Here is a 20,686-nt window from a genome sequence, read left to right as displayed (position 1 = left end):
ACGTGAAACGAGCGCCCGCGGCGGACGGTGGCAGGTGCGGCAGGTCAGCAGTAGCTCAGCAGGATGTCGAACTCGAGGGAGCGCGATGAACACCCGACTCGGACGTGGACTAGGTGCGCTGATTCCCAGCAACCCGGCTCCCGGCACCAGTACGACGCTCGGCAGCAAGTCCCACTCGATTCCGGGAGCGCCGCCGATCGCGACACCGTCGGCGCCCGAGTTGGCCGCCGTACCGGGCGCTGAGTTCGCAGAGATCGACGTCGACAAGATCACTCCGAACCCGAAGCAGCCGCGCAGCGTCTTCGACGAGGACGCGATGGAGGAGCTGGTCCACTCGGTCAAGGAGATCGGGCTGCTGCAGCCGATCGTCGTCCGGCGGCTCGAGAAGGACAAGTACGAACTGGTGATGGGCGAGCGTCGCTGGCGGGCGACGCAGCAGGCCGGCCTCACCACGATCCCCGCGATCGTCCGGGACACCCAGGACGACGTGATGCTCAGGGACGCGTTGCTGGAGAACCTGCACCGCAGTCAGCTGAACCCGCTCGAAGAGGCCGCGGCGTACCAGCAGATGCTCGACGACTTCGGCTGCACTCAGGAGGTGCTCGCCACCCGCATCGGTCGATCGCGTCCGCAGATTTCCAACACGCTGCGGCTGCTGAAGCTCCCGGCGTCAGTCCAGCGTCGGGTCGCGGCCGGCGTCCTGTCCGCCGGTCATGCCCGCGCTCTGCTCGGCCTGCCGAGCGGCGACGCGATCGAGCGACTGGCCCAGCGGATCGTTGCCGAGGGCCTCTCGGTGCGCACGGTCGAAGAGATCGTTGCCCTGGGCGACATGAACGGCGATGACCCGACGCCGGCGCAGCGCCGCCGCAACAAGCCGGTCGCCCCACGCCTCGTCGACCTGGCCGACCGCCTCTCCGACCGCTTCGAAACCCGCGTCAAGGTAGACCTCGGGAAGACCAAGGGGAAGATCACCGTCGAGTTCGCCTCCCTCGACGACCTCGAACGCATCGTCACCCTGATGGACCCCAACAAGCAGAACAGCTAGCGCCTCACCCCTGCGTGAGCAGGTCGCGCCGCCGATGGGTGGCTGAGACAGGAACAGGTCACCGGGAACGTGACATTTCAGGTCCCTGCCCACCGACGGCTGTCTCAGGTCACGGCGGGTGCACCCGATCCGGCCGACGCCACCAGGCAGCCGAGGGTGCCGGGCGCCGCCACGCTCGCAGCGAGCCATTGACCGGATGGCCGCCGAGTCGTGGATGTGGGCTGACGAAACCGCCCGCCGCGAGCCACGGCCCACAACTCGGCGCAGCCATTGGCTGCGTGTCGGCGTTGCTGAGCTGTTGGGTGGGGAGTGCTGGTGCTGCCCGGGTCTGGTGAGTTTGCTGAGGATCGCGCTCACAGAGGAATTCTGGGGTGACGGACCTATCAGGGCCTCGCGGGATTTGTCGACAAAGTTACTTGGTGATTCGCGGCGATGTTTCATGTGAAACATTGCGTGTGGCTTTGATGAGGTAGGTGGCGGGGAGCTGGGCCGCGGCGAGGCCGAGGCCGGGGTACATGTCGGCGGCGGGGGACTCGCGGAAAACGGCGAGGTGGAGGCCGGCCGACATGAGGCTGGTGATGATGTCGCTCGGCGGCCAGATGAACGCGGTGAAGCCAGGGGCAGTCGGGTCGTCGCGAGCGCCGGTGGGGAGTTTGGCGTTGTCGATGGTGGCGCGAGGTGTGGAGCGGCCGAAGTAGTCGGCGGTGACTTCCAGCTGGCTGGGGCCGCGGACGGCGAGAACCTCCCAGAGCGGGTGATGATCCGCGAGCAGGACGGACCCGCCAGGAGCCAGCCGGTCGGCGACGAGGCGCGCGAAGACGGCCAGGTCAGGGACCCAGCAGATGGCGCCCCAGCTCAGGTAGATGAGATCGAAGCCGGTCAGCTCGGTCGGGAGGTCGAGCATGTCGGCTTGGCGGAAGTCGACCGTGAGACCGGTGGCGGCGGCCTTGTCGCGGGCCATCGAGACCGCGACCTCGGAGATGTCGACGCCGGTGACCTTGGCGCCCAGCAAGGCCCAGGACAGGGCTTGATCGCCGCAGGAGCAGGCGAGCTGGAGCACGCTCCGGCCGGATACGTCTCCGGCCGCGGCGATCTCGTCGGCATCGAGGGCCGAGCCGCCGGAGGTGAAGAACGCGGCGGGCTCGCCGGGGCGGGCGTGGTGGATCTGGTTCCAGCTGGCGCGGTTCGACTGCGTGATGTCGTGGAGGCTCGGCACGGACCTGAAGCTAGGTCAGAACGACCGAGCCGCCAAGGCAATTACCGGCCGAGCAGTTCGTGCGTGGTCTTCCGCTCCGCGTAGAACGACAGGAACGGGATGGTGCCGGCCAGGGCCGTCATCACGAGGCGGGGGAACGACCAGCGGACCCGGCGGTACAGGTCGAACGTGCCGACCAGATAGACCATGAACAGGAACCCATGCAGGGGACCGATCACGTCCATCGCGCCCTGCCTGTCGGCGAAGTACTTCAGCGGCATCGCGACGAACACAAGCAGCAGGAGCATCACGCCGACGACGTACGCGATCACGCGGTACCGGATGAGGGCACCCCGGACGGCCGGGGTCAGCGGCTGCGGGCTGGCGGAAGTGGCGGGATCGGCTGAGGAAGTCACGCTGAAACGGTACCGCTTGGCTCCACAGGCTCCCCGGCCTGGTCGTCCCCGGACTCCGCCTCGGTGGAATCGGGATCCGGCTCGGCAGGGGTCCGATGTGCGTCCAGCACCATCCGCCACCACATCCACAGCGTGAAGGCCGCGAAAACCCACCACTGGAAGGCATACGCGATGTTCCGCAGCCCGGCGTGGTCCGTCGGCGGCGCAGGTGGTTGTACGACGGCCGGCGCCGGTGAAGGTACGACGCCTGAGTCGACCGACGACTGGATCACGAAGGCGTCGTACACCCGATAGTCGACGAGGTGCACGATCGTGGGGATCCGGAGCGATGACAGCACGCGGCCCTTGGCAGCGTCGTCCGAAGAGTCCTCCGCCTCGGAGGCCGTCACAGTGCCCGTGAGCGAAACAGGACCGGACGGCGCAGCGGCGGCCGGATCGGACACCGCCGGCACCCAGCCCCGGACCACCATCACCGCACCGGCAGCCGAGCCGGAGCCGGCGGACGCGACCTTCAGCGGAGTCACCACCCAGAAACCGTCTGCCGAGCCCTGCTGGCGATCGGCGATGAACAGCTGGTCGGCGGCCGGCCCCCATGTCCCGTTCACCGTCACGCGGCGGCCGACAGCCTTCGACGGCAGACCCTCGTCGATGGAGAACAGCGACTGCAACGCAACCGGCGCGGTATCAGCTCGCTTGGCCGTCGCGGCGTCGGTCTTCGACCGGTACACGTCCAGCTGCCAGACGCCCATTGCCGACATCACCGCGGCGATCGCCAACGCAAGCAGGAGCAGCCCGGACCACCGCGGCGTCAGGATCGTCCGCCACAGCGGTCGCTCAGCCATCAAGACCTCAACGTGCCGCGGCGGCAGCCAGCAGGTCGCGGCACAGCACACCCAGCTCAATCCCCGCGGCCTCGGCGGCGAGCGGCACCAGCGAGGTCTCCGTCATCCCCGGCGCCACGTTCACCTCGAGGAACCACGGCACACCGGCCGCATCGACCACCAGGTCGGACCGGGACAGATCCCGCAGCCCCAGCGCCTGATGCGCCGCGACAGCCGCGGACGCACACGCGCCCGCCACCGAGGCATCCAACCGAGCCGGTACGACGAACTGCGTCGCGCCGGCCGTGTACCGCGCCTCGTAGTCGTAGAACCCGGAGTCCGGCCGGATCTCCACCGCCGGCAGGGCTCTCGGCCCATCCCCGGTGTCGACCACGGTCACGGCCACCTCGGTCCCGTCGATGTACTGCTCGATCAACGCCACCGGTCCGTACGCGTAGCAGTTCACCATCGCCGACGGCAGTTCCTCGGCCGACCGCACGATCGACGCACCCAGCGCCGAACCGCCGCGGGCCGGCTTCACCACCAGCGGCAGGCCGACCTGGTCGATCACCGCCGCCATCAGCGCCGCCGCACCGAGCTCGCGGAACGTTTCGTGCCCGAGCACCACGGAGGCCGGCGTGTGCAGTCCGGCCGTCCCGACCATCGTGGAGGCGACGGGCTTGTCGAAGGCCGTTCGGCACGCCGCCGCGTCGGCTCCGACGTACGGAACGCCGTACAGGTCGAGGACCTGGCGGAGCGCGCCGTCCTCGCCGGTGACGCCGTGGAGGACCGGGAAGACCGCGTCCGGCGGATCTTCTCGGAGCCGTTCGACCAGATTGGCGTCGACGTCACGCTGCTCGACCTCGACACCCACACTGCGCAGGGCGTCGGCAACCCGCCGGCCGGACCGGAGCGAGACATCCCGCTCGTGTGACAGTCCGCCTGCCAGTACCAGCACTCGACCCAGATCACTCATCACAAATATCCCGATCACTCGTGGGCGACTCCGGCACGGTCGCCGGTCCCGAGGCCCACTGGAACGGTACCGCGACCGTCTCAGCTACCCCCCGGGCGCCCGCAGATCCATTGCGCAACCTTTGCGCAGGACCCCTAGCTCAGCTCCGGTCCGGGGGCGTCGTAGTCCCGCCCCGGACCCGGTGTCAGCGGGCCGAACGTCTCCCGCAGTTCGAGTTCCTCGTGGATAACCGCGGCCAGCCGGCCGACCCCTTCGGTGATCCGCGCGGGCGTCGGATGACAGTACGACAACCGCATGCACTGGGAGCCGAAACCGTCGGCGAAGAAGGCGGTCCCGGGCACGTACGCGACCCGGGCGGTGACCGCCCGCGGCAGCATCGCCTTCGCGTCCAGGCCGTCCGGCAGGGTGAGCCAGACATAGAACCCGCCGCCCGGCCTGGTCCAGGTCGTTGCCGCAGGCATCTTTTCGGTCAGGGCCGCCAGCATCGCGTCCCGGCGCTCCCGGTACATCTCGCGGAACTGCTTCACCTGCCCGAGCCAGTCGTGCCGGGTCAGGTACGACGAGATCGCCAGCTGGCTGAAGACCGGCGGGCACAGGGTCGCCGATTCCTGTGCCAGCACAAGCTTTTCGCGGACGGCGTGCGGCGCGACCGCCCAGCCGACCCGGAAGCCCGGCGCGAACGTCTTCGAGAACGAACCGAGGTAGATGACACCCTCGCGGTCGTCGGCCCGCAACGCCCGCTGCGGCTCACCGTCGAAGCCGAGCAGGCCGTACGGGTTGTCCTCCAGCACCAGCAGATCCGCGCGCTGACAGATCTCCAGCACCCGCCGCCGGCGCTCGTCGGACAGCGAGACACCGGCCGGGTTGTGGAAGTTCGGGATCGTGTAGAAGAACTTGATCCGCTTGCCGGCCGCGCGCACCGCGGTGATCGCCTGCTCCAGCGCCTCCGGCACGACACCGTCGTCGTCCATCGCCACGTGGACGACCTCGCACTGGTACGCACGGAACACCCCGAGGGCACCGACGTACGACGGAGCCTCGCAGATCACCACATCGCCCGGATCGCAGAACACTCGCGTCACCAGATCGACCGCCTGCTGGCTGCCGACCGTGATCACCACGTCGTCCGGGTGGGCGTCGATCCCCTCGAGCCGCATCACGTCGCAGATCTGGTCGCGGAGGGCCGGATCACCCTGACCGGAGCCGTACTGCATCGCGGTGGCGCCGTTGTCGATCGCCAGGTCCCGGACCGCGCCGCCGACCACGTCCAGCGGCAGGCCGCCGATGTTCGGCATACCGCCCGCGAGCGAGACCACCTCGGGCCGGCTGGCGACCGAGAAGAGCGCCCTGATCTCCGATGCGGTCATGCCCTTGGTCCGTGCCGCGTACCGGTCGACGTAGTTGTCGAGGCGGGTCTGCCGGACATCGGGCACGTCAGCACTCACGGGGGCCACTCCAACGGTGAATCGAGGGGGAAGTCACCAGGTTACGTCGAGCGACCCGAGTTGTGTCCGGGCTGTGGATCGGCGCGACCTCTCACTACCATGCCTTATAGGGGCAGGTTCGACCACGCCGCCATCTGGCTGCTGAGACAGTCGCAGCCGGTGACGCGGGGCGGTGCGGCCTGAGAGGTGGAACCGGAAGGCGGATCGGATGAGCGTGGGCAAGACAGCCGGCGTGGCACTCGGTGGACTGCTGCTGGGCGTGCTGGCCGGGTTCGCGGGCGAACTGTTCAGGCGGCAACCCGCCGCGAAAGTGCAACAGCGGTACGTCGCTCCGGAGGCGGCGGTGACACCTGGCGCACGGACTCCGGCACCGGAGCCGGCTACTCGATGAGTCATCAAGTGATACCGATCGTGACGAAGGTAACAACCAGCACGCCGGCCGACCGGACGCGATGCACCGCGGATCGGACGCGCTGATGGCTCGACGGCTCGAACCGCTCACGCTCGCCAATCTCGACGAGCTACCGATGGCGTGCCGTGACTGTGTGTTCTGGGAGCTCGACCCGGTCGCCGCCAGGCAGGCCGACCGCAACGGCGACACCGGCCTGGAGAAGGAGGCCTGGCTCTCCCAGCTCCTACTCGACTGGGGTACGGCGGGTGTCGTGCTGTACGTCGACGACGGGCCGGCCGGGTTCGCGGTGTATGCGCCGGCGGCGTACCTGCCGAGGATCCAGGCGTTCCCGACCGCGCCGGTCAGTCCGGATGCCGTCGTCCTCGCGACCGGCCGGATCCAGCCGCGCTACCTGGGGCTCGGGCTGGGGAAGATCCTCGTCCAGGCGGTCGCGAAGGACGTGCTGAAGCGTGGGTTCCGGGCCGTCGAGGCGTTCGGCGACTCCCGGTGGGACGGGCCGGGCTGCGTCTGGCCGACCGAGTTCCTCCGAGCGGTCGGCTTCGGCGTCGTCCGCGAGCATCCACGCAATCCCCGGCTCCGGCTCGACTTGCGCTCGGCGATCACCTGGCGCAGTGAGATGGAGGCCGCGGTGGAGCGGCTGATGGGCGCGATCCGGCCCGAGCACTCACCGCCCGCGCCGGTCACGGTCCGGGACGGCCTCACCCGCGACTCGGCCACCTGACGGCAGGGCCATCATGATCTGGCGCTTCCTCGCCGACGTCGTGATGGTGGTGCACGGCGCCCTGCTGGTGTTCTTCCTGATCGGCGGTTTCCTCGCCTGGCGCTGGCCCAAGCTGATCTGGGCGCACCTGGCCATCGTTGTGTGGAACATCGTCATCGTGCTGGTCGACTTCGGCTGCCCGGTCACCGCGACCGAGAAGTATTTCCGTCGCCGCGGCGGAGAGACGCCGTACCCGGCCGGCTATATCGAGCACTACCTGGACGGCAAGCTCTGGCCGGAGGGCGCGACGCCGATCGTCGAGAAGATCGGCTTCGCGATCGTCGTGATCTCCTACATCGGATTCTTCATCCTGCAGCGTCGCCGGAAGGCGGCCGGACAGGCCAAGGTCAGGGGAGATTCAGTGGGACCCCGGACGTGATCGGATCCGGGGGGACCCATACTGAGAGGCGTGTCCATCCGCGTAAGCACCCGCACGCCGGTCGACGAGTACCTGGCCGCGCTGAGCAAGTCGCTCGCCGGTCCGCGTCGCCGGAAGGCGGACCTGCTGGCCGAGGCGCGTGACCACCTGACCGATGCGACCGAGAGCTTCGAGGCCGACGGTCTGGATCGCGAGCAGGCCGAGTGGGAGGCCGTGGCCGACTTCGGTGAGCTGTCCGAGGTCGCGCCGGGGTACCGGGCCGAGCTCGCGGTCAGCCAGAGCCGGCGGACCGCGATGCTGCTGTTCCTGGTGCTGATCGCGCAGCCGATCGTCTGGCAGGACGGGGTCTGGAGCTGGAACCAGGAGCCGAGTCAGCCGAACGTGCTGAACGACTTCCTCCAGACGCTGGTCCGGGGCATCGGCATGGCGGTGATCGCCGGTGCGGTCCTGGCAGTCATCGCGGCCGGCGTCGGCATGCGTTACCCGCTCGTCCGAGATCATGTCAGCCGGGTCACGGCGTTGTTCGCCCTGGCGAGCGCGGTCGTCATCAGTGCGATCGGAGTCGGCATGGCGGCGACCAGCCCGCACCCGCCCGACGTACCCGCCTTCGGCATCGTCGGGAGCTTCGTCGTACTGCCGCTGCTCCTCGTCGGCCTCCAGGCCGGCCGTGTCCTACGCCTGGCCCGGGCGTAGCACCCCTTCCACCACAGCCCGGAAGGTCACCCACTCCTGCTTGCCTGAGGCAAGCATCTTCGTGCCGGCGCTGGTGAGCTGATACGTACGGCGCTTCCGGCCACCGACCGTGCTCCATTCGCTGGCCAGGTAACCGGCCCGCTCCAGCCGCCGCAGCGCGGGGTAGAGCGTCCCGGTCGGCAGGTCGAGCTCGCCGCCGCTCCGCTCCAGCAGCGCCTCCATGATCGCGTAGCCGTGCAGGGGCTCGTCCTCGACGACCGCCAGGATCATCGGGTCGAGGTGTCCACGCAGCGCATCCGCCTTCATGTAGCCAGTCTACTCGTATGCCTGCTACTGTCGAGAGGCAACATGTAGCCAATCTACTTATATCGACAGCTGAGGAGGCCCGGCGATGACCGTGGACACCCCCGTACGACGACCGCCCGGGAAGGAGGGTGGACGCTCCGGCCTGCTGCACCGGGTGTCCGGCTGGTCGATGCGGCACGCCGGTCTCGCGCTGGCGCTCTGGGTGGTCGCCCTCGTCGCCGTCACCGCGGCGTCGACCGTGGTCGGCGACCGGTACAAGAACGACACCTCGCTGCCCGGCACCGACTCCCAGCGGGTCACCGACATCTTCCGTGCGCATCAGCCGCAAGGGGAGACGGCCTCGGTGCAGATCGTCGTGCGTGCCGACGGCGGACTGCCGGCCGAGAAGCCCCGGGTCGCCTCGATGCTGGCCGTGGTCCGGGACCTCCCGCACGTCGCCTCGGTCGCCGACCCCTTCACCGCTCCGGGATCACTCTCGCAGGACGGCCGGACGGCGTACTCCACGGTCAGCCTGGACGTCGCCGTCGCGGATATGCCGGTGGAGGACGTGCGGACGATCATCCACCGGGCTCAGGACTTCGCCCGCCCTGGATTCCAGGTCGAGGTCGGTGGTGATCTGGCCCGGTCCGCCGCGGACAGTTCGGGTGGCGCCTCCGAGGGCGCCGGCATTCTGGCCGCGCTGGTGATCCTGGTGTTCCTGTTCGGGTCGTTGCTCGCGGCAACTCTTCCGCTGCTGACCGCCGTGTTCGCGGTGGGGAGCACGCTCGGCCTGCTGGTCCTCGCGTCGCACCTGTTCACCGTGCCCAGCTATACGGCGCCGGTGATGATGCTGGTCGGTCTCGGTGTGGGCATCGACTACGCGTTGCTGATCTTCTCGCGCTATCGCCATGAGTTGCTCAAGGACGGCACCGATCGGGAGACCGCGTCGATGATCGCCCTCGACACCGCCGGCCGATCGGTGATGTTCGCCGGCTGCACGGTGGTGATCGCGCTGCTGGGTCTGCTGGCGCTGGGACTCGGTTCACTGCAAGGCGTCGCGCTCGGAGTCACGCTGACCGTGCTGACGACGATGCTGGCCGCGGTGAGCTTGTTGCCGGCGCTGCTGACGCTGTTCGGGAAGCGGATCGAGCGGAGTGTCCGCAAGCACGCCGCGAAGAAGCGCCGTACGCCCGGTGACGGCTGGCGGCGGCTGGCGGCCGCGGTGCAGCGTGGACCGTGGGTGCCGTTGGTGCTCGGGACGGTCGCGCTCATCGCCTTGTCGCTGCCGGCGTTGAACATGCGGCTCGGGTTCGCGGACGCGGGTACGGACGACCCGGCCAAGACGAGCCGGAAGGCGTACGACCTACTGGCGGACGGCTTCGGGCCCGGCTTCAACGGTCCGCTCGTGGTGGTCTCCGAGGGAGACCAGGCCGCGGCTCAGCGACTCGGGCAGACGCTGGCGGCCGATCCGGGCATCGCCGCCGTCACGCTGCCACAACTGACGCCGGACGGCAAGATCGCGACCGTCCTGGCGTTCCCGAAGTCGGCACCGCAGGACGCCGCGACCAGCGATCTCGTGAACCGGCTGCGGGACCAGACCCTGCCGGCCCTCGAATCGCAGACCAGAGCGACGTATCTGGTCGGTGGTGCGACCGCGGCGGCCGACGACTTCGCGTCGGCGGTGAGCAAGCGGCTGCCGATCTTCGTGCTCGTGGTGGTCGGATTGTCGGCGCTGCTGCTGATGGTGGTGTTCCGGTCGATCCTGATCCCGTTGAAGGCGGCGCTGCTCAACCTGCTCAGCATCGGTGCTTCGCTGGGAGTGATCACGCTGGTGTTCCAGCAGGGCTGGTTCGGGGCGCAGTCCGGTCCGATCGAGGCGTTCGTACCGGTGATGATCTTCGCGATCGTCTTCGGGTTGTCGATGGACTACGAGGTCTTCCTCATCTCGCGGATCCATGAGGAGTGGCGTCGTACCAGGGATGCTCGGGAGGCTGTGCGGGAAGGGCTGGCGACCACGGGCAGTGTGATTACGGCGGCGGCCGCGATCATGATCGTGGTGTTCGGCGCGTTCCTGCTCAGCCCGGACCGGATGCTGAAGCAGTTCGGACTCGGCCTCGCGACGGCGGTGCTGCTGGACGCGCTACTGATCCGCTGCATCATCGTCCCCGCCGTACTGCGCCTGTTCGGCGACCGCGCCTGGTGGCTGCCGCGCCGGCTCGACCGGGTGCTCCCGAAGATCGCGCTGGAGAAGGAGAACTAGACCGTGAGCTGGCCGAAGCGGAGCATGCCGGTGGCGGCGTCCTGGTCCGGCGGAAGGTACACGCGCTGGATGGCGACGACGATCGCCTCCGCGATGACGTCCCGGAAGGCCGGATCGGCCAGGCGGGCGGAGTCGTGGGGATTGGTGACGTAGCCGATCTCCAGCCGCACCGCGGGCATCTTGGTGCGCCGGAGCAGGTCCCAGGTCTTGGCGTGGGTGCGGCAGTTCAGCAGGTCGGTGCGGGCGACGATCTCGCGTTGCACGAGACCGGCGAACTGCTCACCCACGCTCGACGAGGCGCCGTGCAGGTCGTTGCCGTAGTAGTACGTCGCGACGCCCTGGGCCTCCGGGTTCATCGACCCGTCGGTGTGCAGCGAGACACACAGGTTCGCGTCCGTCTCGTTCGCGAACGCGGCCCGCGCCAGCTCGTCCGGTCCCTGATCACGCCCACGCGACAAGTACGCGCGTACGCCGGTCGCACCCAGGCGACCCTCGATCCGGGCGGCGAGGTCGTACGCGACGTCGGACTCGCGCAGGCCGAAGCCCTCCCAGCCGTGGTCGAAACCACCGTGGCCAGGATCGATCACCACGGTCTTCCCGGACAGCCGTGGTCCGGCAGCGCGAACGGCCTCGGAGGCGCGCAGGGCGTCCGGCCGGCCACCGGTCGCCATCGGCCGGATCCGCTGCAGTGCCTTGAACGTCGACGGGCCGCACGTGCCGTCGCCCGGCAGGCCCATGTTCCGCTGGAAGTCGGTCACCGCGCGCTGGGTGTCCGCCGCGAAGATCCCGTCGATCCGGGCGACCGCGAACCCGAGCTCCTGCAGCTTCGCCTGCAGCGCGAGCACGTCGTCACCGGTCAACGGGTGCGCCGGCACGTAGGTCAGCAGCCGGTCGCCCAGCCGCCAGCGCGCGTCGTCGATCGCCCGGTACGTCTGCGGGCCGACGATCCCGTCGATCATCAGCCCGCGTTCCTGCTGGAACCCCCGGACAGCGTGCGCGGTCGCTTCGTCGTAGACGTCGTGACCGCCGGCCAGCAGCCCGAGCCGCTGCAGCTTGCCGACGATCTCGGCGACAGCCTCACCGCTGTCGCCGATCCTGTACACGCCGTGGGGGGCTTCCATGAAAAGGCTCCTTGCCGTGGCGGTCGGAGGTGTCGTACGGATCAGGCCGTGAAGTCTGCCAGTTCCTTCAGCAGCGCGGCCTTCGGCTTGGCGCCGACGATGGACTTGGCGAGCTCACCGTTCACGTAGACGTTGATGGTAGGGATACCGGTGACGCGGTAGTTGCTCGGGGTGACCGGGTTCTCGTCCACGTTCATCTTCAGGAACGTGAGCTTGTCGCTGTGGTCCTGCGCCAGCTCCTCCAGGATCGGGGAGACCTGGCGGCACGGCCCGCACCACTCGGCCCAGAAGTCGACCAGCACCGGCTTGTCGCTCTTCAGTACGGTCTGGTCGAACTCGGCGTCAGTGACGGCGTTCATCTTCTCGCCCACGGGCGTAACTCCTTCAGTGGTTGTGAGGTTCAGACGGAGACAGGCTGAGTGGTCGCGGCGCTGGTGTCGCGGGCGGCCGTGGCCGTCTCGGCGTCCTCGAGGGTGGCCAGGAAGCGCTCGGCGTCCAAGGCGGCCGCACAGCCGGTGCCGGCCGCGGTGATCGCCTGCCGGTAGGTGTGGTCCACCAGGTCGCCGGCGGCGAAGACACCCGGCAGGTTGGTCTCGGTGCTGCCTTCCTTGACGAGGACATAGCCCTCCTCGTCCAGGCGCACCTGACCCTTCACCAGCTCGGAGCGCGGGTCGTGCCCGATCGCGATGAACAGGCCGGTCACCGGCAGCTCCCGGGTGTCACCGGTCACGGTGTCCCGCAGGGTGACGCCGGTCAGCTTGTCCTCACCGTGGATCGCGGCGACCTCGGAGTTCCAGGCGAACTCGATCTTGTCGTTTGCGAACGCGCGGTCGGCCATGATCTTCGAGGCGCGCAGCTCGTCGCGGCGGTGCACCAGCGTGACCTTCTTGCCGAACCGGGTCAGGAAGGTGGCCTCCTCGACGGCCGAGTCGCCACCGCCGACGACGGCGATCTCCTGCTCGCGGAAGAAGAACCCATCACACGTCGCACACCAGGACACGCCATGGCCGGACATCCGGTCCTCGTCGGACAGGCCGAGCTTGCGGTAGCCGGAGCCCATCGCCAGGATCACTGTCTTCGCCCGGTGCTGGGTGCCCGCCGAGTCGGTGACGACCTTGATGTCGCCGGTCAGGTCCACGGACACGATGTCGTCCGGCACCAGTTCGGCGCCGAAGCGCTCGGCCTGGGTGCGCATCTCGTCCATCAGCGCCGGGCCCATGATGCCCTCGGCGAAACCGGGGAAGTTCTCGACCTCGGTAGTGGTCATCAACGCGCCACCCGCGGTCACCGAGCCCTCGAACACCAGCGGGGCGAGCCGGGCGCGGGCGGCGTACACAGCGGCCGTGTAACCGGCCGGGCCGGAGCCGACGATGATGACGTTGCGGACTGTGGAGTCGCTCATGCAGGCGTTCCTCGTGTCGTCGAGACTTCTGGTACGTCGTACTCAACGGATCCTAGAGGCCGACCATTCCCACGGTACCCATCACGAGGCCGTGGCACCGCATTGCGGTCTCAGCGATTGCGCAGTGTCACCGAGGTGTCGTAGAACGGGCTGGCGACGCCACCTGGGTCGCTACATCCGGTGACCGCGAAGACCTGGATGTCGCGGGCCGATCCACCCTGCACGCCGATCAGAACCGCGCGCTTGCCGTCGACCTTGGCGGGCTGGACCAGCCGGAGCTGCGGGTTCGGCCGGCCGGCCGCGAACACGCGGGCGCAGGCAAGCTCGGTCGCCGAGCCGTGCAGCACGGGGTCCTTGCTGCTCTCCAGCCAGTGCTGGGCCTGCGGGCCGATGTCGTTCGTACTCATCGTCGGAACGCCGCTCGGCAGCGCGGTCGGGTTGGTGTTGGCGGCGTTGTCGCCGGCCTGGTCCTTGGTGGTGATCACCACACCGACGCCGATCGCCGCCACCAGCACGACGGCCGCGGCAGCACCCAGCAGCTTGGGCAGGTGCCGGCGGGGCTCCTCGCGGATCTGCGCCAGCGAGTGCACGCCGACGGTCGACGCGCGCAGCACGGACTCCGAGACGATGACCGCGTCCAGGTGCTCGGCGACGTCGGTCGGCATCGGGATGTCCTCCCGGCCCTCGTCAGCGAGATCCTCGGACAGCTGGACCAGGGCGTCGTACGTCTGCTGGCAGTCCGGACAGGCCTTCACGTGTTCACGAGCGCGATGCGCCTCGGGGGCGGGCAGCAGATTCTCGATCAGGTCGGCGATGGTGTCCGTGTCCAGGTGCTCGAGGTGCTCACTGGTCGGAAGACCGGAATCGGTCATCGGGAACTCGCCCCCTCATGGGAGGAACGCGGTGTGATCATCAGAGTGCTCCGGGTAGAGGCATGGAGGCTGAGTCGCAGGTAGGCGACTTCGCTTCGACGGAGTACCCACTCATTCGGTTCCCACCGTTTCGGCCGCGGATTTCTCCGGTACGCCGGCATCGGCGGAACCGGCCCGGGTCGTCTGCCAGTGCTTGAGCAGGGGCAGCAGCCGGGCGCGGCCGCGGGCACAGCGGGACTTCACCGTGCCGGGGGCGCAGCCGAGGATCGCCGCCGCCTCCTCGATCGAGTAGCCCTCCATGTCGACCAGGACGAGGGCACTGCGCTGGTCGGAGTTGATCTGCTTGAGCGCGTTCAGCACGTCCAGCCGGCGTTCGCGGACCTCGGCCGGGTCGTCCTCGGCCGGTCCGGCCAGCTCGGCGGCGCGGTCCTCGTCCTCCGGCAGCGGGTCGGCGGCCCGCACCTGGCGCCGGCGGATCCGGTCCAGGCACGCGTTCACCACGATCCGGTGCAGCCAGGTGGTCACCTTCGCGTCACCGCGGAACGAGTCGGCCCGGCGGAACGCCGAGATGAACGCCTCCTGCAGCGCGTCCGCGGCCTCCTCGGGCTCGCCGAGGGTGCGGATCGCGACGGCCCACATCCGGTCCCGGTGCCGCTTGACCAGGAACCCGAACGAGTCCGGATTGCCCGCCACGTGCAGCCGCAGCAGCTCGTGGTCGTCGAGCTGGTCGTAGCTCGTCGGCGGCCCACCGTGCGTGGCAGGCTCGGCCGCGCCGATCCGAGGTAAGTCCGACCGGGGCGGCGGCGTCGGGCCCGAGTCCAGGTGAGCCGTCATTTCTGGATTGTGACCTCCGAGATCGTGCCCCGGTACTTGCCGCCGTCTTCCTTCGGCAGCTTGGTCAGCCAGACCAGAACGTACTGCGTCTCGGCCGGCGCCGAGGGGGTAAGAGTCACCGTACCCTCGGGCTGGTCCTCTTCGGTGGCGACCGGCTTCCACCCGCTGACCGCGCCCGGCGACGTGCTGGTGTCGTCCTTCGGGATCATCAGCTGCACGCTGGAGCCGTCGCCCTTGAGCGTGACCTGCACCTTGGACACCGTGGTCGGAGCACCCAGGTTGTAGATGATGCCGACGCCCGGCTTCTGGCCCCCGAGGTTCGGCCGGCTGTACGACTGGGTGGTCCAGGTCGTACTCGTCTTGCCGTCATAGGTATTGCCGACGTCGTCCGGATGTTCGCTGCCATTGCCGTCGGGCAGCGGGTCGAAGTCCTTGGCGCTGACGATCTTGGCCACCCCGCCCGTCGCCGACGGCGTCGTGCTGGTCTGCGGCGCGTTGGTCGTCTTGTTGCTGTCGCCGCTGCCCTGGTCGTTGTTCATCGCGCCCTTGAGCAGGAACTGCGCCATCGCGACCACCGAGAGCAGCGCCAGGACGGCGAGCAGGATCAGGATCCGGCCACCCCAGGAGCCCTTCGGCTTCGGCTCGTCGGCGCGGCGCCGGCCGTTCCCGTTCGACGGGGGCGGTGGCTGGCGCCGCAGCGGCCGGGTCTCGGGCGCGGTCGTGTACGCCGAGTGCTGCTGGTGCCCGTTGTCCGACTGGTACGCCGACTCGTAGGCCGGTGGGGTCGGGTCGAGCGCCGGTGGCAGCGTCTCGGGGACGACCTGGGTGGCGTCGTCGATGCTGCCGTTCTGCCGGGCGACCTGGACGGTCTCGTCCATCTGGTTCGGCGGCTCGTGCGAGCTGCCGACGACGCCGGACAGTGCCGCGGACAGGCCGGCGGCGCTGGTGATCAGCGGGGCGTGGTGGCGTGGCGGATTGCTCAGCAGCCGGTCGCAGATGTCGTCGAGCGAGCGCGGAACGCCCGCTCGTACCTGGCGGGGACTGAGCAGCCGGCCGTGCTCGACCGGCGCGGGCTGCAGGCCCCAGGCCGGCGCCGGGCCGGGCCAGCGACCGGTGAGCGAAGCGAACAGCAGCTCACCGAGCGCGTGCACGTCCTGCTCGGGCGAGCCGGGGCCGGACGACCGCAGCGCCGCTTCGGTGGCGAGGCCGACGACCTTGATCGCGCCCGCGTCCGTGACCACGACGGTCGAGGGACTGATGGAGCCGTGCGCGAGGCCGGTGCGGTGCAGGTTCTCGAGCGCTTCGGAGACCTCGCGGGCCAGCCAGCCCGCTTGCTGCCCGGTCAAAGGGCCGGTGCCGAGCATCCGCTCGAGGGGCCGGCCGCCGGCCCACTCGCGGACGCAGTACGTGACGCCGTCGTGCATGTCACAGTCGAGCACGCGAAGGAAGCGCGGGTCGGCCGCCGCGGCGGCCCGCCGGGCGGCGTCGAAGAGCAGGTTGGTCCTGGGATCGCCGACCGGCAGGACGTCCACGACGACGGCCCGGCTGAGTACCTCGTCCACTGCCCGCCACACCCGCGCACCGTCGATCTCCGCCAGTAACTCGGCGATCCGGTAGCGGCCGGCGAGCAGGGCACCAGGACTGACGGTCTGGTTCGACACGGTGTCTCTCGCCCTCCTCGATGCACTGGTCGGCCTGCGTCTGCCACTCCGGACCCTGTCGGCGGGAGTCCGTTAGCAGCCCCCATGCTAGTGCCCCCCTGACCCGACAAGTGGTGCACGAGTGCACAAGCACCCCGGTTCAGCGGCGGCCGGGCAGTTTCCGTGTGACCACGGCCACCACGTCGTTCACTTCGTGGATGCGGAGTACCCTCGCCACCCCGGCGTACACCGGCAGCATCACGGCGGCCGCGACGGCCAGTTGGAGGATCGCGCCGATCGGGCCGGACCAGTCGACGGCCAAGCCGAGCAACTCTAGCGCGATGCGGCCGGCGGCGGCGCCGAGCACGGCGGCGATCACCATCGCGAGCAGCGGCAGGCCGATCCCGGCGCCGGGCACGCGCGGCACCTTCCGCCGCAGCACCGGCCGCGACATCAGCACGGCGACCAGGTAGGCGAGCGCGTACGCCGCACCCAGGACCACACCGCTGAACCGGAGGTGCTGCGGGTTCAGCAGCACTCGCACCCCGATCAGGGCCGCCGCGATGTTCGTCGCCGCGATCACGCATTGCAGGAAGAACGGCGTCCGGGTGTCCTCGAAGGCGTAGAAGGTGCGCAGCTGGAAGTACTGGATCGTGAACGGGACGATGCCCAGCGCGAGCGTCACCAGCGTGTACGACATCAGCGTCAGGTTGTCCTTGCCGGAGCCGTAGCCGGCGATCACCGTGACGATCGGGTACGCGAACGCGATCATCGCGGCCGCCGCGGGGACGACGATGGCCAGCGTCTGCCGGATCGATCGGGCCGACAGCCGCTCGACCTCGGTCACATCGCCGTCGGCCGCGAGCGCGGACATCTGCGGCAGCGCGGCCGTCGCGAGCGAGACCGTGACGATGCCGTGCGGCACCAGGATGATCAGCATCGCGGTGCTGTAGGCGAACAGACCGGCCTTGGCACCGGGGTCGTGCGACGCGCTACCGGCGATCGCGAGCCGGGTGACAACCACCAGCGTCACCTGGTTCACCACGACGAAAAGAACTGTCCAGATGCCCAATCGGGCAGTGTGACCGAGCCCGGTGCCGCGCAGACCGAACTTCGTCCGGTAGGTGTGCCCGCTGGCCCGCAGGTACGGCAGCAGCACCAGCAGCTGTACGGCGATGCCGAACGTGTGCCCGAGTCCGAGCAGCAGCTCCTCGCCGTGGCTGAAGGTGGCCGGCGGATCGCCGGTCCGGTAGATCATCAGGAAGATGACGATCGAGGCGCAGGCGACGACATTGTTCGCGATCGGCGCCCACATCATCGGGCCGAACCGGCGCCGCGCGTTCAGCACCTGGCCGACCAGCACGAACGCGCCGTAGAAGAAGATCTGCGGCAGGCAGAGCCGGACGAACATCACCATCGCTTCCCGCTCGGGCGCGCGGGACGGGTCCTTCAGCTCTTCCGGCATGTACAGCCCGGCGATCGCAGGTGCCAGCAGCACACACCCGACCGTCACCACCGCCAGGACGACGAAGCCGAAGGTCAGCAGCCGGTTGGTGAAGTCCTGGCCGCCGTCGTCGTGGTTCTTGATCGCGCGGACCAGTTGCGGGACCAGCACGGTGTTGAAGACACCGCCGGCCAGCAGGATGTAGAGGCTGTTCGGGATGGTGTTCGCGGCGGTGAAGATGTCGCCGCGCAACGCGGTACCGATCGCGGCCGCGAGCAGGGCGATCCGGACGAATCCGAGCAGGCGTGACAGCACCGTTCCGGCTGCCATCACCCCCGCGGAGCGCAGGGTGCGGTCAGCCATCCTTCGAACCGACTCCTTCTCTCAGGGACCCACCGGCTGGGGCGTCGGCGGCCGGCGGGTCGAGCGGCTCGGGGTGCAAGGCGTCCGGGGTGGCCTGCTCGTCCGCCGCCGCCTCCGACGACTGAGCCGGTGACGGATGCCGGCGTTCGGTGCGGATCCGCCGGTAGATGCGGACGAACGACGTACCGAAGAGCAGTGCGCAGGCGGCGCCGACCAGGATCCACCCGACGCTGCCGTACTGGCTGGCCTGGATCAGCAACTCCTGGGACTTGCCGACCGGGCGGCCGGAGGCGGTGATCACCTGGGCGCCGGCCCGGATCAGGCCGTTCTGCTCGGCGCTCGCGTTGATCCGGGGGGTGAACTTCTGCTTCGGCGCCAGGATCCTGGTCTGCTGCGGTTCGATCCGCAGGTCGGTCCGGTTCGTCGGGGAGACCACGATGCCGACCCGGACGGACCAGTCGGTGTCGTTGGTGATGGTCAGCGGGAAGGTGCCCTTGCTGCCGGCCAGGTTGACCTTGATCTCCCTGTGCTCGCCGTTCACCGCGTTGTTGACCAGGTGCACCTTGGACAGTTGCAGGTTCACCGAGCCGAGCTCGACCGCGGCGAAGCGCTTGGCCTCGTCCGGGAATCCGCGCCAGCTGATCGACGCCGAGCGGAGCAACGCCTCCGGCATCGCCTCCGGCAGGTCCGCGGTGGGGTTGGTCAGCAGATCCTTGAACGTCGTGGTGGCCTGGTCGAGCTGCTTGACGCCGTCCAGCTGGTCGGCGCTCATGATCGCGTTGGACCGCGGCGCGGCCGGGGCCTTGATCACCGGCGGTCTCGGTGTGCCGGCCACGACCTGCCCGACGCTGGTGGCGTTGATCCACGGCAGTGCCAGGTCTCCGGCCAGGGCGGCGGTGGCGCGACCGGTGGAGTCCCAGCCACGGGGCGGTACGGCGACCACCGAAGCGCTGCCCTTGCCACTGGCGGCGATCAGCGCGGTTTCGGCCGCGAACCGCTGCCGGACCTGGATCGGGTTCTCGCCGGTGTCCGGATCCGGGCCGCCCGCCGTCAGCGCGGAGTCGGCCACCACGGTGCGTACCGTGTCCCGCGGACCCTCCGGCGTTCGAATGTCGTACACCGGAGAGGTGGCCGTCAGACCGGCGCGCTCGACCGCCGGCCAGGAGCCGCTGCCGACCAGGTTCAGGTCGTCGTTGGACGCTCCGGGGAAGCCCTGGGAGGCAGCCGCGAGGTAGCGGCTGGCGGCGGCGCCGCCCTCCAGCCAGAGACCGTTGGTGAAGCCGGGCGGGAGGCTGAACCTCTCGGTGGTTCTCCGCGCGTCGGAGACCAGCTGCTTGAGCGGGTCGCCGGCGTCCAGCAGGCCGGCGATGTCCGGATCGCCGTACGGGAGCAGGGCGACCTGGTTTCCGCGGGCCCGGCTGGCGTCGAACGCCTTCAGCCAGGCCTCAACGACCGCCTGGCCGGCGCCGGGGGTGGGCTTGCCGCCTTCACCGACGTCGTACCCGTCCTTGACGATCCTGCGAGCCTCGTCGAGCGTGGCGGGGTCGACGAGCCAGGTGACCTTGCGCCCGTTGCCGAGGGCCAGCAGCCGGCCGAGCCGGCCGTTCGGCGCCATCGACTCGGCCAGCGACTCGTTGGTGAACCGCTTGCCACCGAGCTGCGTCGGCCGGTGCTGCAACGGAATGATCAGTGCGGTGTTCACCATGCGGGTCAGAGGCTGGTCACCGATCACCGGCATCAGGGTGCGGGCGCGACCGACAGTGAGCCGCTCCTGACCCTGCGGCGTCCCGCGGACCACGACGCCGACTACATAGACCCCGGTCTGGTGGCTGATGCGCCACTCGTTCCACGGGACCTTGAGGCTGAACTGCATCGATGCGTTCGGTGCCAGCGGGGCGTCGTACTGCTGGAACACGCCGGTGTCCGGAGTGGTCATCCGGCTGCAGCTGTTCCGGTCGTCCATCGCCACGTCCTGCTCGGCGGAGACGGCGGCGATCTCGGCGGCGGTGGACAGGCGGTGGCTCCGGTCGATACAGGCCAGCGCCTGCGGTGCGTCGAGCGTCTCGGTGCTGGTGTTGCGGACGGTGCCCTTGATCAGCACGTCCTCGCCGGGCGTCGGGGCGACCGGTCCGAAGGAGTCGATGGTGACCTGGACGACCGGGTCGTCGACAGGCGCCGCGACGGTCGGCGGGGTGCCGAGAGTCGCTGCCGTCGCAGCGATCAGCAGGCCCGCACCCGCCGCCGCGGAGAGCCTCAGTCGCCGTCTGAACACGCCGTCACCGTAACCTAGTTCCCCGTGTCACCCTTTGCCGACCAGTCAGCC

Annotated in this window: 20 protein-coding genes; 6 read left to right on the top strand and 14 right to left on the bottom strand. The window is 69.5% G+C overall.

The genetic code is table 11. The annotated features are described in order from the left end of the window. The first annotated feature begins 85 nt into the window (after positions 1 to 85). Positions 86 to 1,045: a ParB/RepB/Spo0J family partition protein gene (locus tag OG555_RS13165; protein ID WP_329483135.1), complete on the top strand. Its 960-nt coding sequence runs from the start codon at positions 86 to 88 to the stop codon at positions 1,043 to 1,045. A gap of 412 nt (positions 1,046 to 1,457) precedes the next feature. On the opposite strand, the gene OG555_RS13160 is transcribed toward OG555_RS13165, so the two are convergent. The 5 genes from OG555_RS13160 to OG555_RS13140 form a co-directional block, all read right to left on the bottom strand. Further along, positions 1,458 to 2,261, bottom strand: a complete 804-nt coding sequence (locus OG555_RS13160) for a class I SAM-dependent methyltransferase (protein WP_329483134.1) — start codon at positions 2,259 to 2,261, stop codon at positions 1,458 to 1,460. A gap of 41 nt (positions 2,262 to 2,302) precedes the next feature. Beyond that, a complete protein-coding gene (locus tag OG555_RS13155; RefSeq protein ID WP_329483133.1) occupies positions 2,303 to 2,656 on the bottom strand; it encodes a DUF3817 domain-containing protein in 354 nt (117 codons plus the stop codon). Further along, positions 2,653 to 3,498 (bottom strand): SURF1 family protein, encoded by an 846-nt coding sequence (locus OG555_RS13150; RefSeq protein ID WP_329483132.1) that lies wholly within the window; start codon positions 3,496 to 3,498, stop codon positions 2,653 to 2,655. The genes OG555_RS13155 and OG555_RS13150 overlap by 4 nt, the downstream gene beginning before the upstream one ends. Before the next feature lie 7 nt (positions 3,499 to 3,505). After that, entirely contained in the window at positions 3,506 to 4,453 is a 948-nt protein-coding gene (locus OG555_RS13145) for a D-alanine--D-alanine ligase family protein (protein ID WP_329483131.1), read from the bottom strand. A gap of 134 nt (positions 4,454 to 4,587) precedes the next feature. Further along, on the bottom strand, positions 4,588 to 5,898 hold the full coding sequence (locus tag OG555_RS13140) for an aminotransferase-like domain-containing protein (protein WP_329483130.1): 1,311 nt from the start codon (positions 5,896 to 5,898) through the stop codon (positions 4,588 to 4,590). A 208-nt stretch (positions 5,899 to 6,106) separates the two neighbouring features. Between OG555_RS13140 and OG555_RS13135 the strand changes: the two genes are divergently transcribed. From OG555_RS13135 to OG555_RS13120, 4 genes are all read left to right on the top strand, one after another. Further along, positions 6,107 to 6,289: a hypothetical protein gene (locus OG555_RS13135; RefSeq protein ID WP_328524847.1), complete on the top strand. Its 183-nt coding sequence runs from the start codon at positions 6,107 to 6,109 to the stop codon at positions 6,287 to 6,289. 85 nt (positions 6,290 to 6,374) lie between these two features. Next, on the top strand, positions 6,375 to 7,031 hold the full coding sequence (locus tag OG555_RS13130; RefSeq protein WP_329483129.1) for a GNAT family N-acetyltransferase: 657 nt from the start codon (positions 6,375 to 6,377) through the stop codon (positions 7,029 to 7,031). 13 nt (positions 7,032 to 7,044) lie between these two features. After that, positions 7,045 to 7,449 carry a DUF2784 domain-containing protein gene (locus OG555_RS13125; protein WP_329483128.1) on the top strand — a complete coding sequence of 135 codons (405 nt, stop codon included), beginning with the start codon at positions 7,045 to 7,047 and terminating at the stop codon, positions 7,447 to 7,449. Between the two features lie 30 nt (positions 7,450 to 7,479). Further along, positions 7,480 to 8,142, top strand: a complete 663-nt coding sequence (locus OG555_RS13120) for a permease prefix domain 1-containing protein (protein WP_329483127.1) — start codon at positions 7,480 to 7,482, stop codon at positions 8,140 to 8,142. Here OG555_RS13120 and OG555_RS13115 read toward each other — a convergent pair. Further along, entirely contained in the window at positions 8,122 to 8,448 is a 327-nt protein-coding gene (locus tag OG555_RS13115; protein ID WP_329483126.1) for a PadR family transcriptional regulator, read from the bottom strand. The two genes, OG555_RS13120 and OG555_RS13115, sit on opposite strands and share 21 nt — an antisense overlap. Before the next feature lie 85 nt (positions 8,449 to 8,533). Here OG555_RS13115 and OG555_RS13110 point away from each other — a divergent pair, with 85 nt between their 5' ends. Next, positions 8,534 to 10,687 (top strand): MMPL family transporter, encoded by a 2,154-nt coding sequence (locus OG555_RS13110; protein WP_329483125.1) that lies wholly within the window; start codon positions 8,534 to 8,536, stop codon positions 10,685 to 10,687. On the opposite strand, the gene OG555_RS13105 is transcribed toward OG555_RS13110, so the two are convergent. From OG555_RS13105 to OG555_RS13070, 8 genes are all read right to left on the bottom strand, one after another. Beyond that, positions 10,684 to 11,808, bottom strand: coding sequence for an N-acetylmuramoyl-L-alanine amidase (locus OG555_RS13105; protein ID WP_329483124.1), 1,125 nt, complete (start codon positions 11,806 to 11,808; stop codon positions 10,684 to 10,686). The genes OG555_RS13110 and OG555_RS13105 overlap by 4 nt on opposite strands. A gap of 41 nt (positions 11,809 to 11,849) precedes the next feature. Next, positions 11,850 to 12,167: a thioredoxin gene (gene trxA / locus OG555_RS13100; protein WP_442914170.1), complete on the bottom strand. Its 318-nt coding sequence runs from the start codon at positions 12,165 to 12,167 to the stop codon at positions 11,850 to 11,852. Between the two features lie 41 nt (positions 12,168 to 12,208). After that, positions 12,209 to 13,210 (bottom strand): thioredoxin-disulfide reductase, encoded by a 1,002-nt coding sequence (gene trxB, locus OG555_RS13095; RefSeq protein WP_329483123.1) that lies wholly within the window; start codon positions 13,208 to 13,210, stop codon positions 12,209 to 12,211. Between the two features lie 110 nt (positions 13,211 to 13,320). Next, on the bottom strand, positions 13,321 to 14,082 hold the full coding sequence (locus tag OG555_RS13090; RefSeq protein WP_329483122.1) for an anti-sigma factor family protein: 762 nt from the start codon (positions 14,080 to 14,082) through the stop codon (positions 13,321 to 13,323). A 111-nt stretch (positions 14,083 to 14,193) separates the two neighbouring features. Beyond that, positions 14,194 to 14,916 carry an RNA polymerase sigma factor SigM gene (gene sigM / locus OG555_RS13085; RefSeq protein WP_329483121.1) on the bottom strand — a complete coding sequence of 241 codons (723 nt, stop codon included), beginning with the start codon at positions 14,914 to 14,916 and terminating at the stop codon, positions 14,194 to 14,196. Continuing rightward, complete coding sequence (locus OG555_RS13080; RefSeq protein ID WP_329483120.1) at positions 14,913 to 16,577, bottom strand: protein kinase family protein; 1,665 nt, start codon at positions 16,575 to 16,577, stop codon at positions 14,913 to 14,915. Before OG555_RS13080 ends, sigM begins: the two co-directional genes overlap by 4 nt. A gap of 139 nt (positions 16,578 to 16,716) precedes the next feature. Then, positions 16,717 to 18,363 (bottom strand): murein biosynthesis integral membrane protein MurJ, encoded by a 1,647-nt coding sequence (gene murJ / locus OG555_RS13075; RefSeq protein WP_329483119.1) that lies wholly within the window; start codon positions 18,361 to 18,363, stop codon positions 16,717 to 16,719. After that, on the bottom strand, positions 18,356 to 20,635 hold the full coding sequence (locus OG555_RS13070) for a DUF6049 family protein (protein ID WP_329483118.1): 2,280 nt from the start codon (positions 20,633 to 20,635) through the stop codon (positions 18,356 to 18,358). The genes murJ and OG555_RS13070 overlap by 8 nt, the downstream gene beginning before the upstream one ends. Positions 20,636 to 20,686 lie beyond the last annotated feature (51 nt).

The organism is Kribbella sp. NBC_01484, assembly GCF_036227145.1.
Taxonomy (GTDB): domain Bacteria; phylum Actinomycetota; class Actinomycetes; order Propionibacteriales; family Kribbellaceae; genus Kribbella.
This window is presented reverse-complemented; position numbering and strand designations above follow the sequence as displayed.

Excerpts from the sequence above, each read along its gene's own strand:
- sigM (WP_329483121.1), bottom strand. The coding sequence starts at position 14,916 with ATGACGGCTCACCTGGACTCGGGCCCGACGCCGCCGCCCCGGTCGGAC.
- OG555_RS13125 (WP_329483128.1), top strand. The coding sequence starts at position 7,045 with ATGATCTGGCGCTTCCTCGCCGACGTCGTGATGGTGGTGCACGGCGCC.
- OG555_RS13115 (WP_329483126.1), bottom strand. The coding sequence starts at position 8,448 with ATGAAGGCGGATGCGCTGCGTGGACACCTCGACCCGATGATCCTGGCG.
- OG555_RS13105 (WP_329483124.1), bottom strand. The coding sequence starts at position 11,808 with ATGGAAGCCCCCCACGGCGTGTACAGGATCGGCGACAGCGGTGAGGCT.
- OG555_RS13090 (WP_329483122.1), bottom strand. The coding sequence starts at position 14,082 with ATGACCGATTCCGGTCTTCCGACCAGTGAGCACCTCGAGCACCTGGAC.
- OG555_RS13130 (WP_329483129.1), top strand. The coding sequence starts at position 6,375 with ATGGCTCGACGGCTCGAACCGCTCACGCTCGCCAATCTCGACGAGCTA.
- OG555_RS13165 (WP_329483135.1), top strand. The coding sequence starts at position 86 with ATGAACACCCGACTCGGACGTGGACTAGGTGCGCTGATTCCCAGCAAC.
- trxB (WP_329483123.1), bottom strand. The coding sequence starts at position 13,210 with ATGAGCGACTCCACAGTCCGCAACGTCATCATCGTCGGCTCCGGCCCG.
- murJ (WP_329483119.1), bottom strand. The coding sequence starts at position 18,363 with ATGGCTGACCGCACCCTGCGCTCCGCGGGGGTGATGGCAGCCGGAACG.
- trxA (WP_442914170.1), bottom strand. The coding sequence starts at position 12,167 with ATGAACGCCGTCACTGACGCCGAGTTCGACCAGACCGTACTGAAGAGC.
- OG555_RS13145 (WP_329483131.1), bottom strand. The coding sequence starts at position 4,453 with ATGAGTGATCTGGGTCGAGTGCTGGTACTGGCAGGCGGACTGTCACAC.
- OG555_RS13135 (WP_328524847.1), top strand. The coding sequence starts at position 6,107 with ATGAGCGTGGGCAAGACAGCCGGCGTGGCACTCGGTGGACTGCTGCTG.
- OG555_RS13150 (WP_329483132.1), bottom strand. The coding sequence starts at position 3,498 with ATGGCTGAGCGACCGCTGTGGCGGACGATCCTGACGCCGCGGTGGTCC.
- OG555_RS13110 (WP_329483125.1), top strand. The coding sequence starts at position 8,534 with ATGACCGTGGACACCCCCGTACGACGACCGCCCGGGAAGGAGGGTGGA.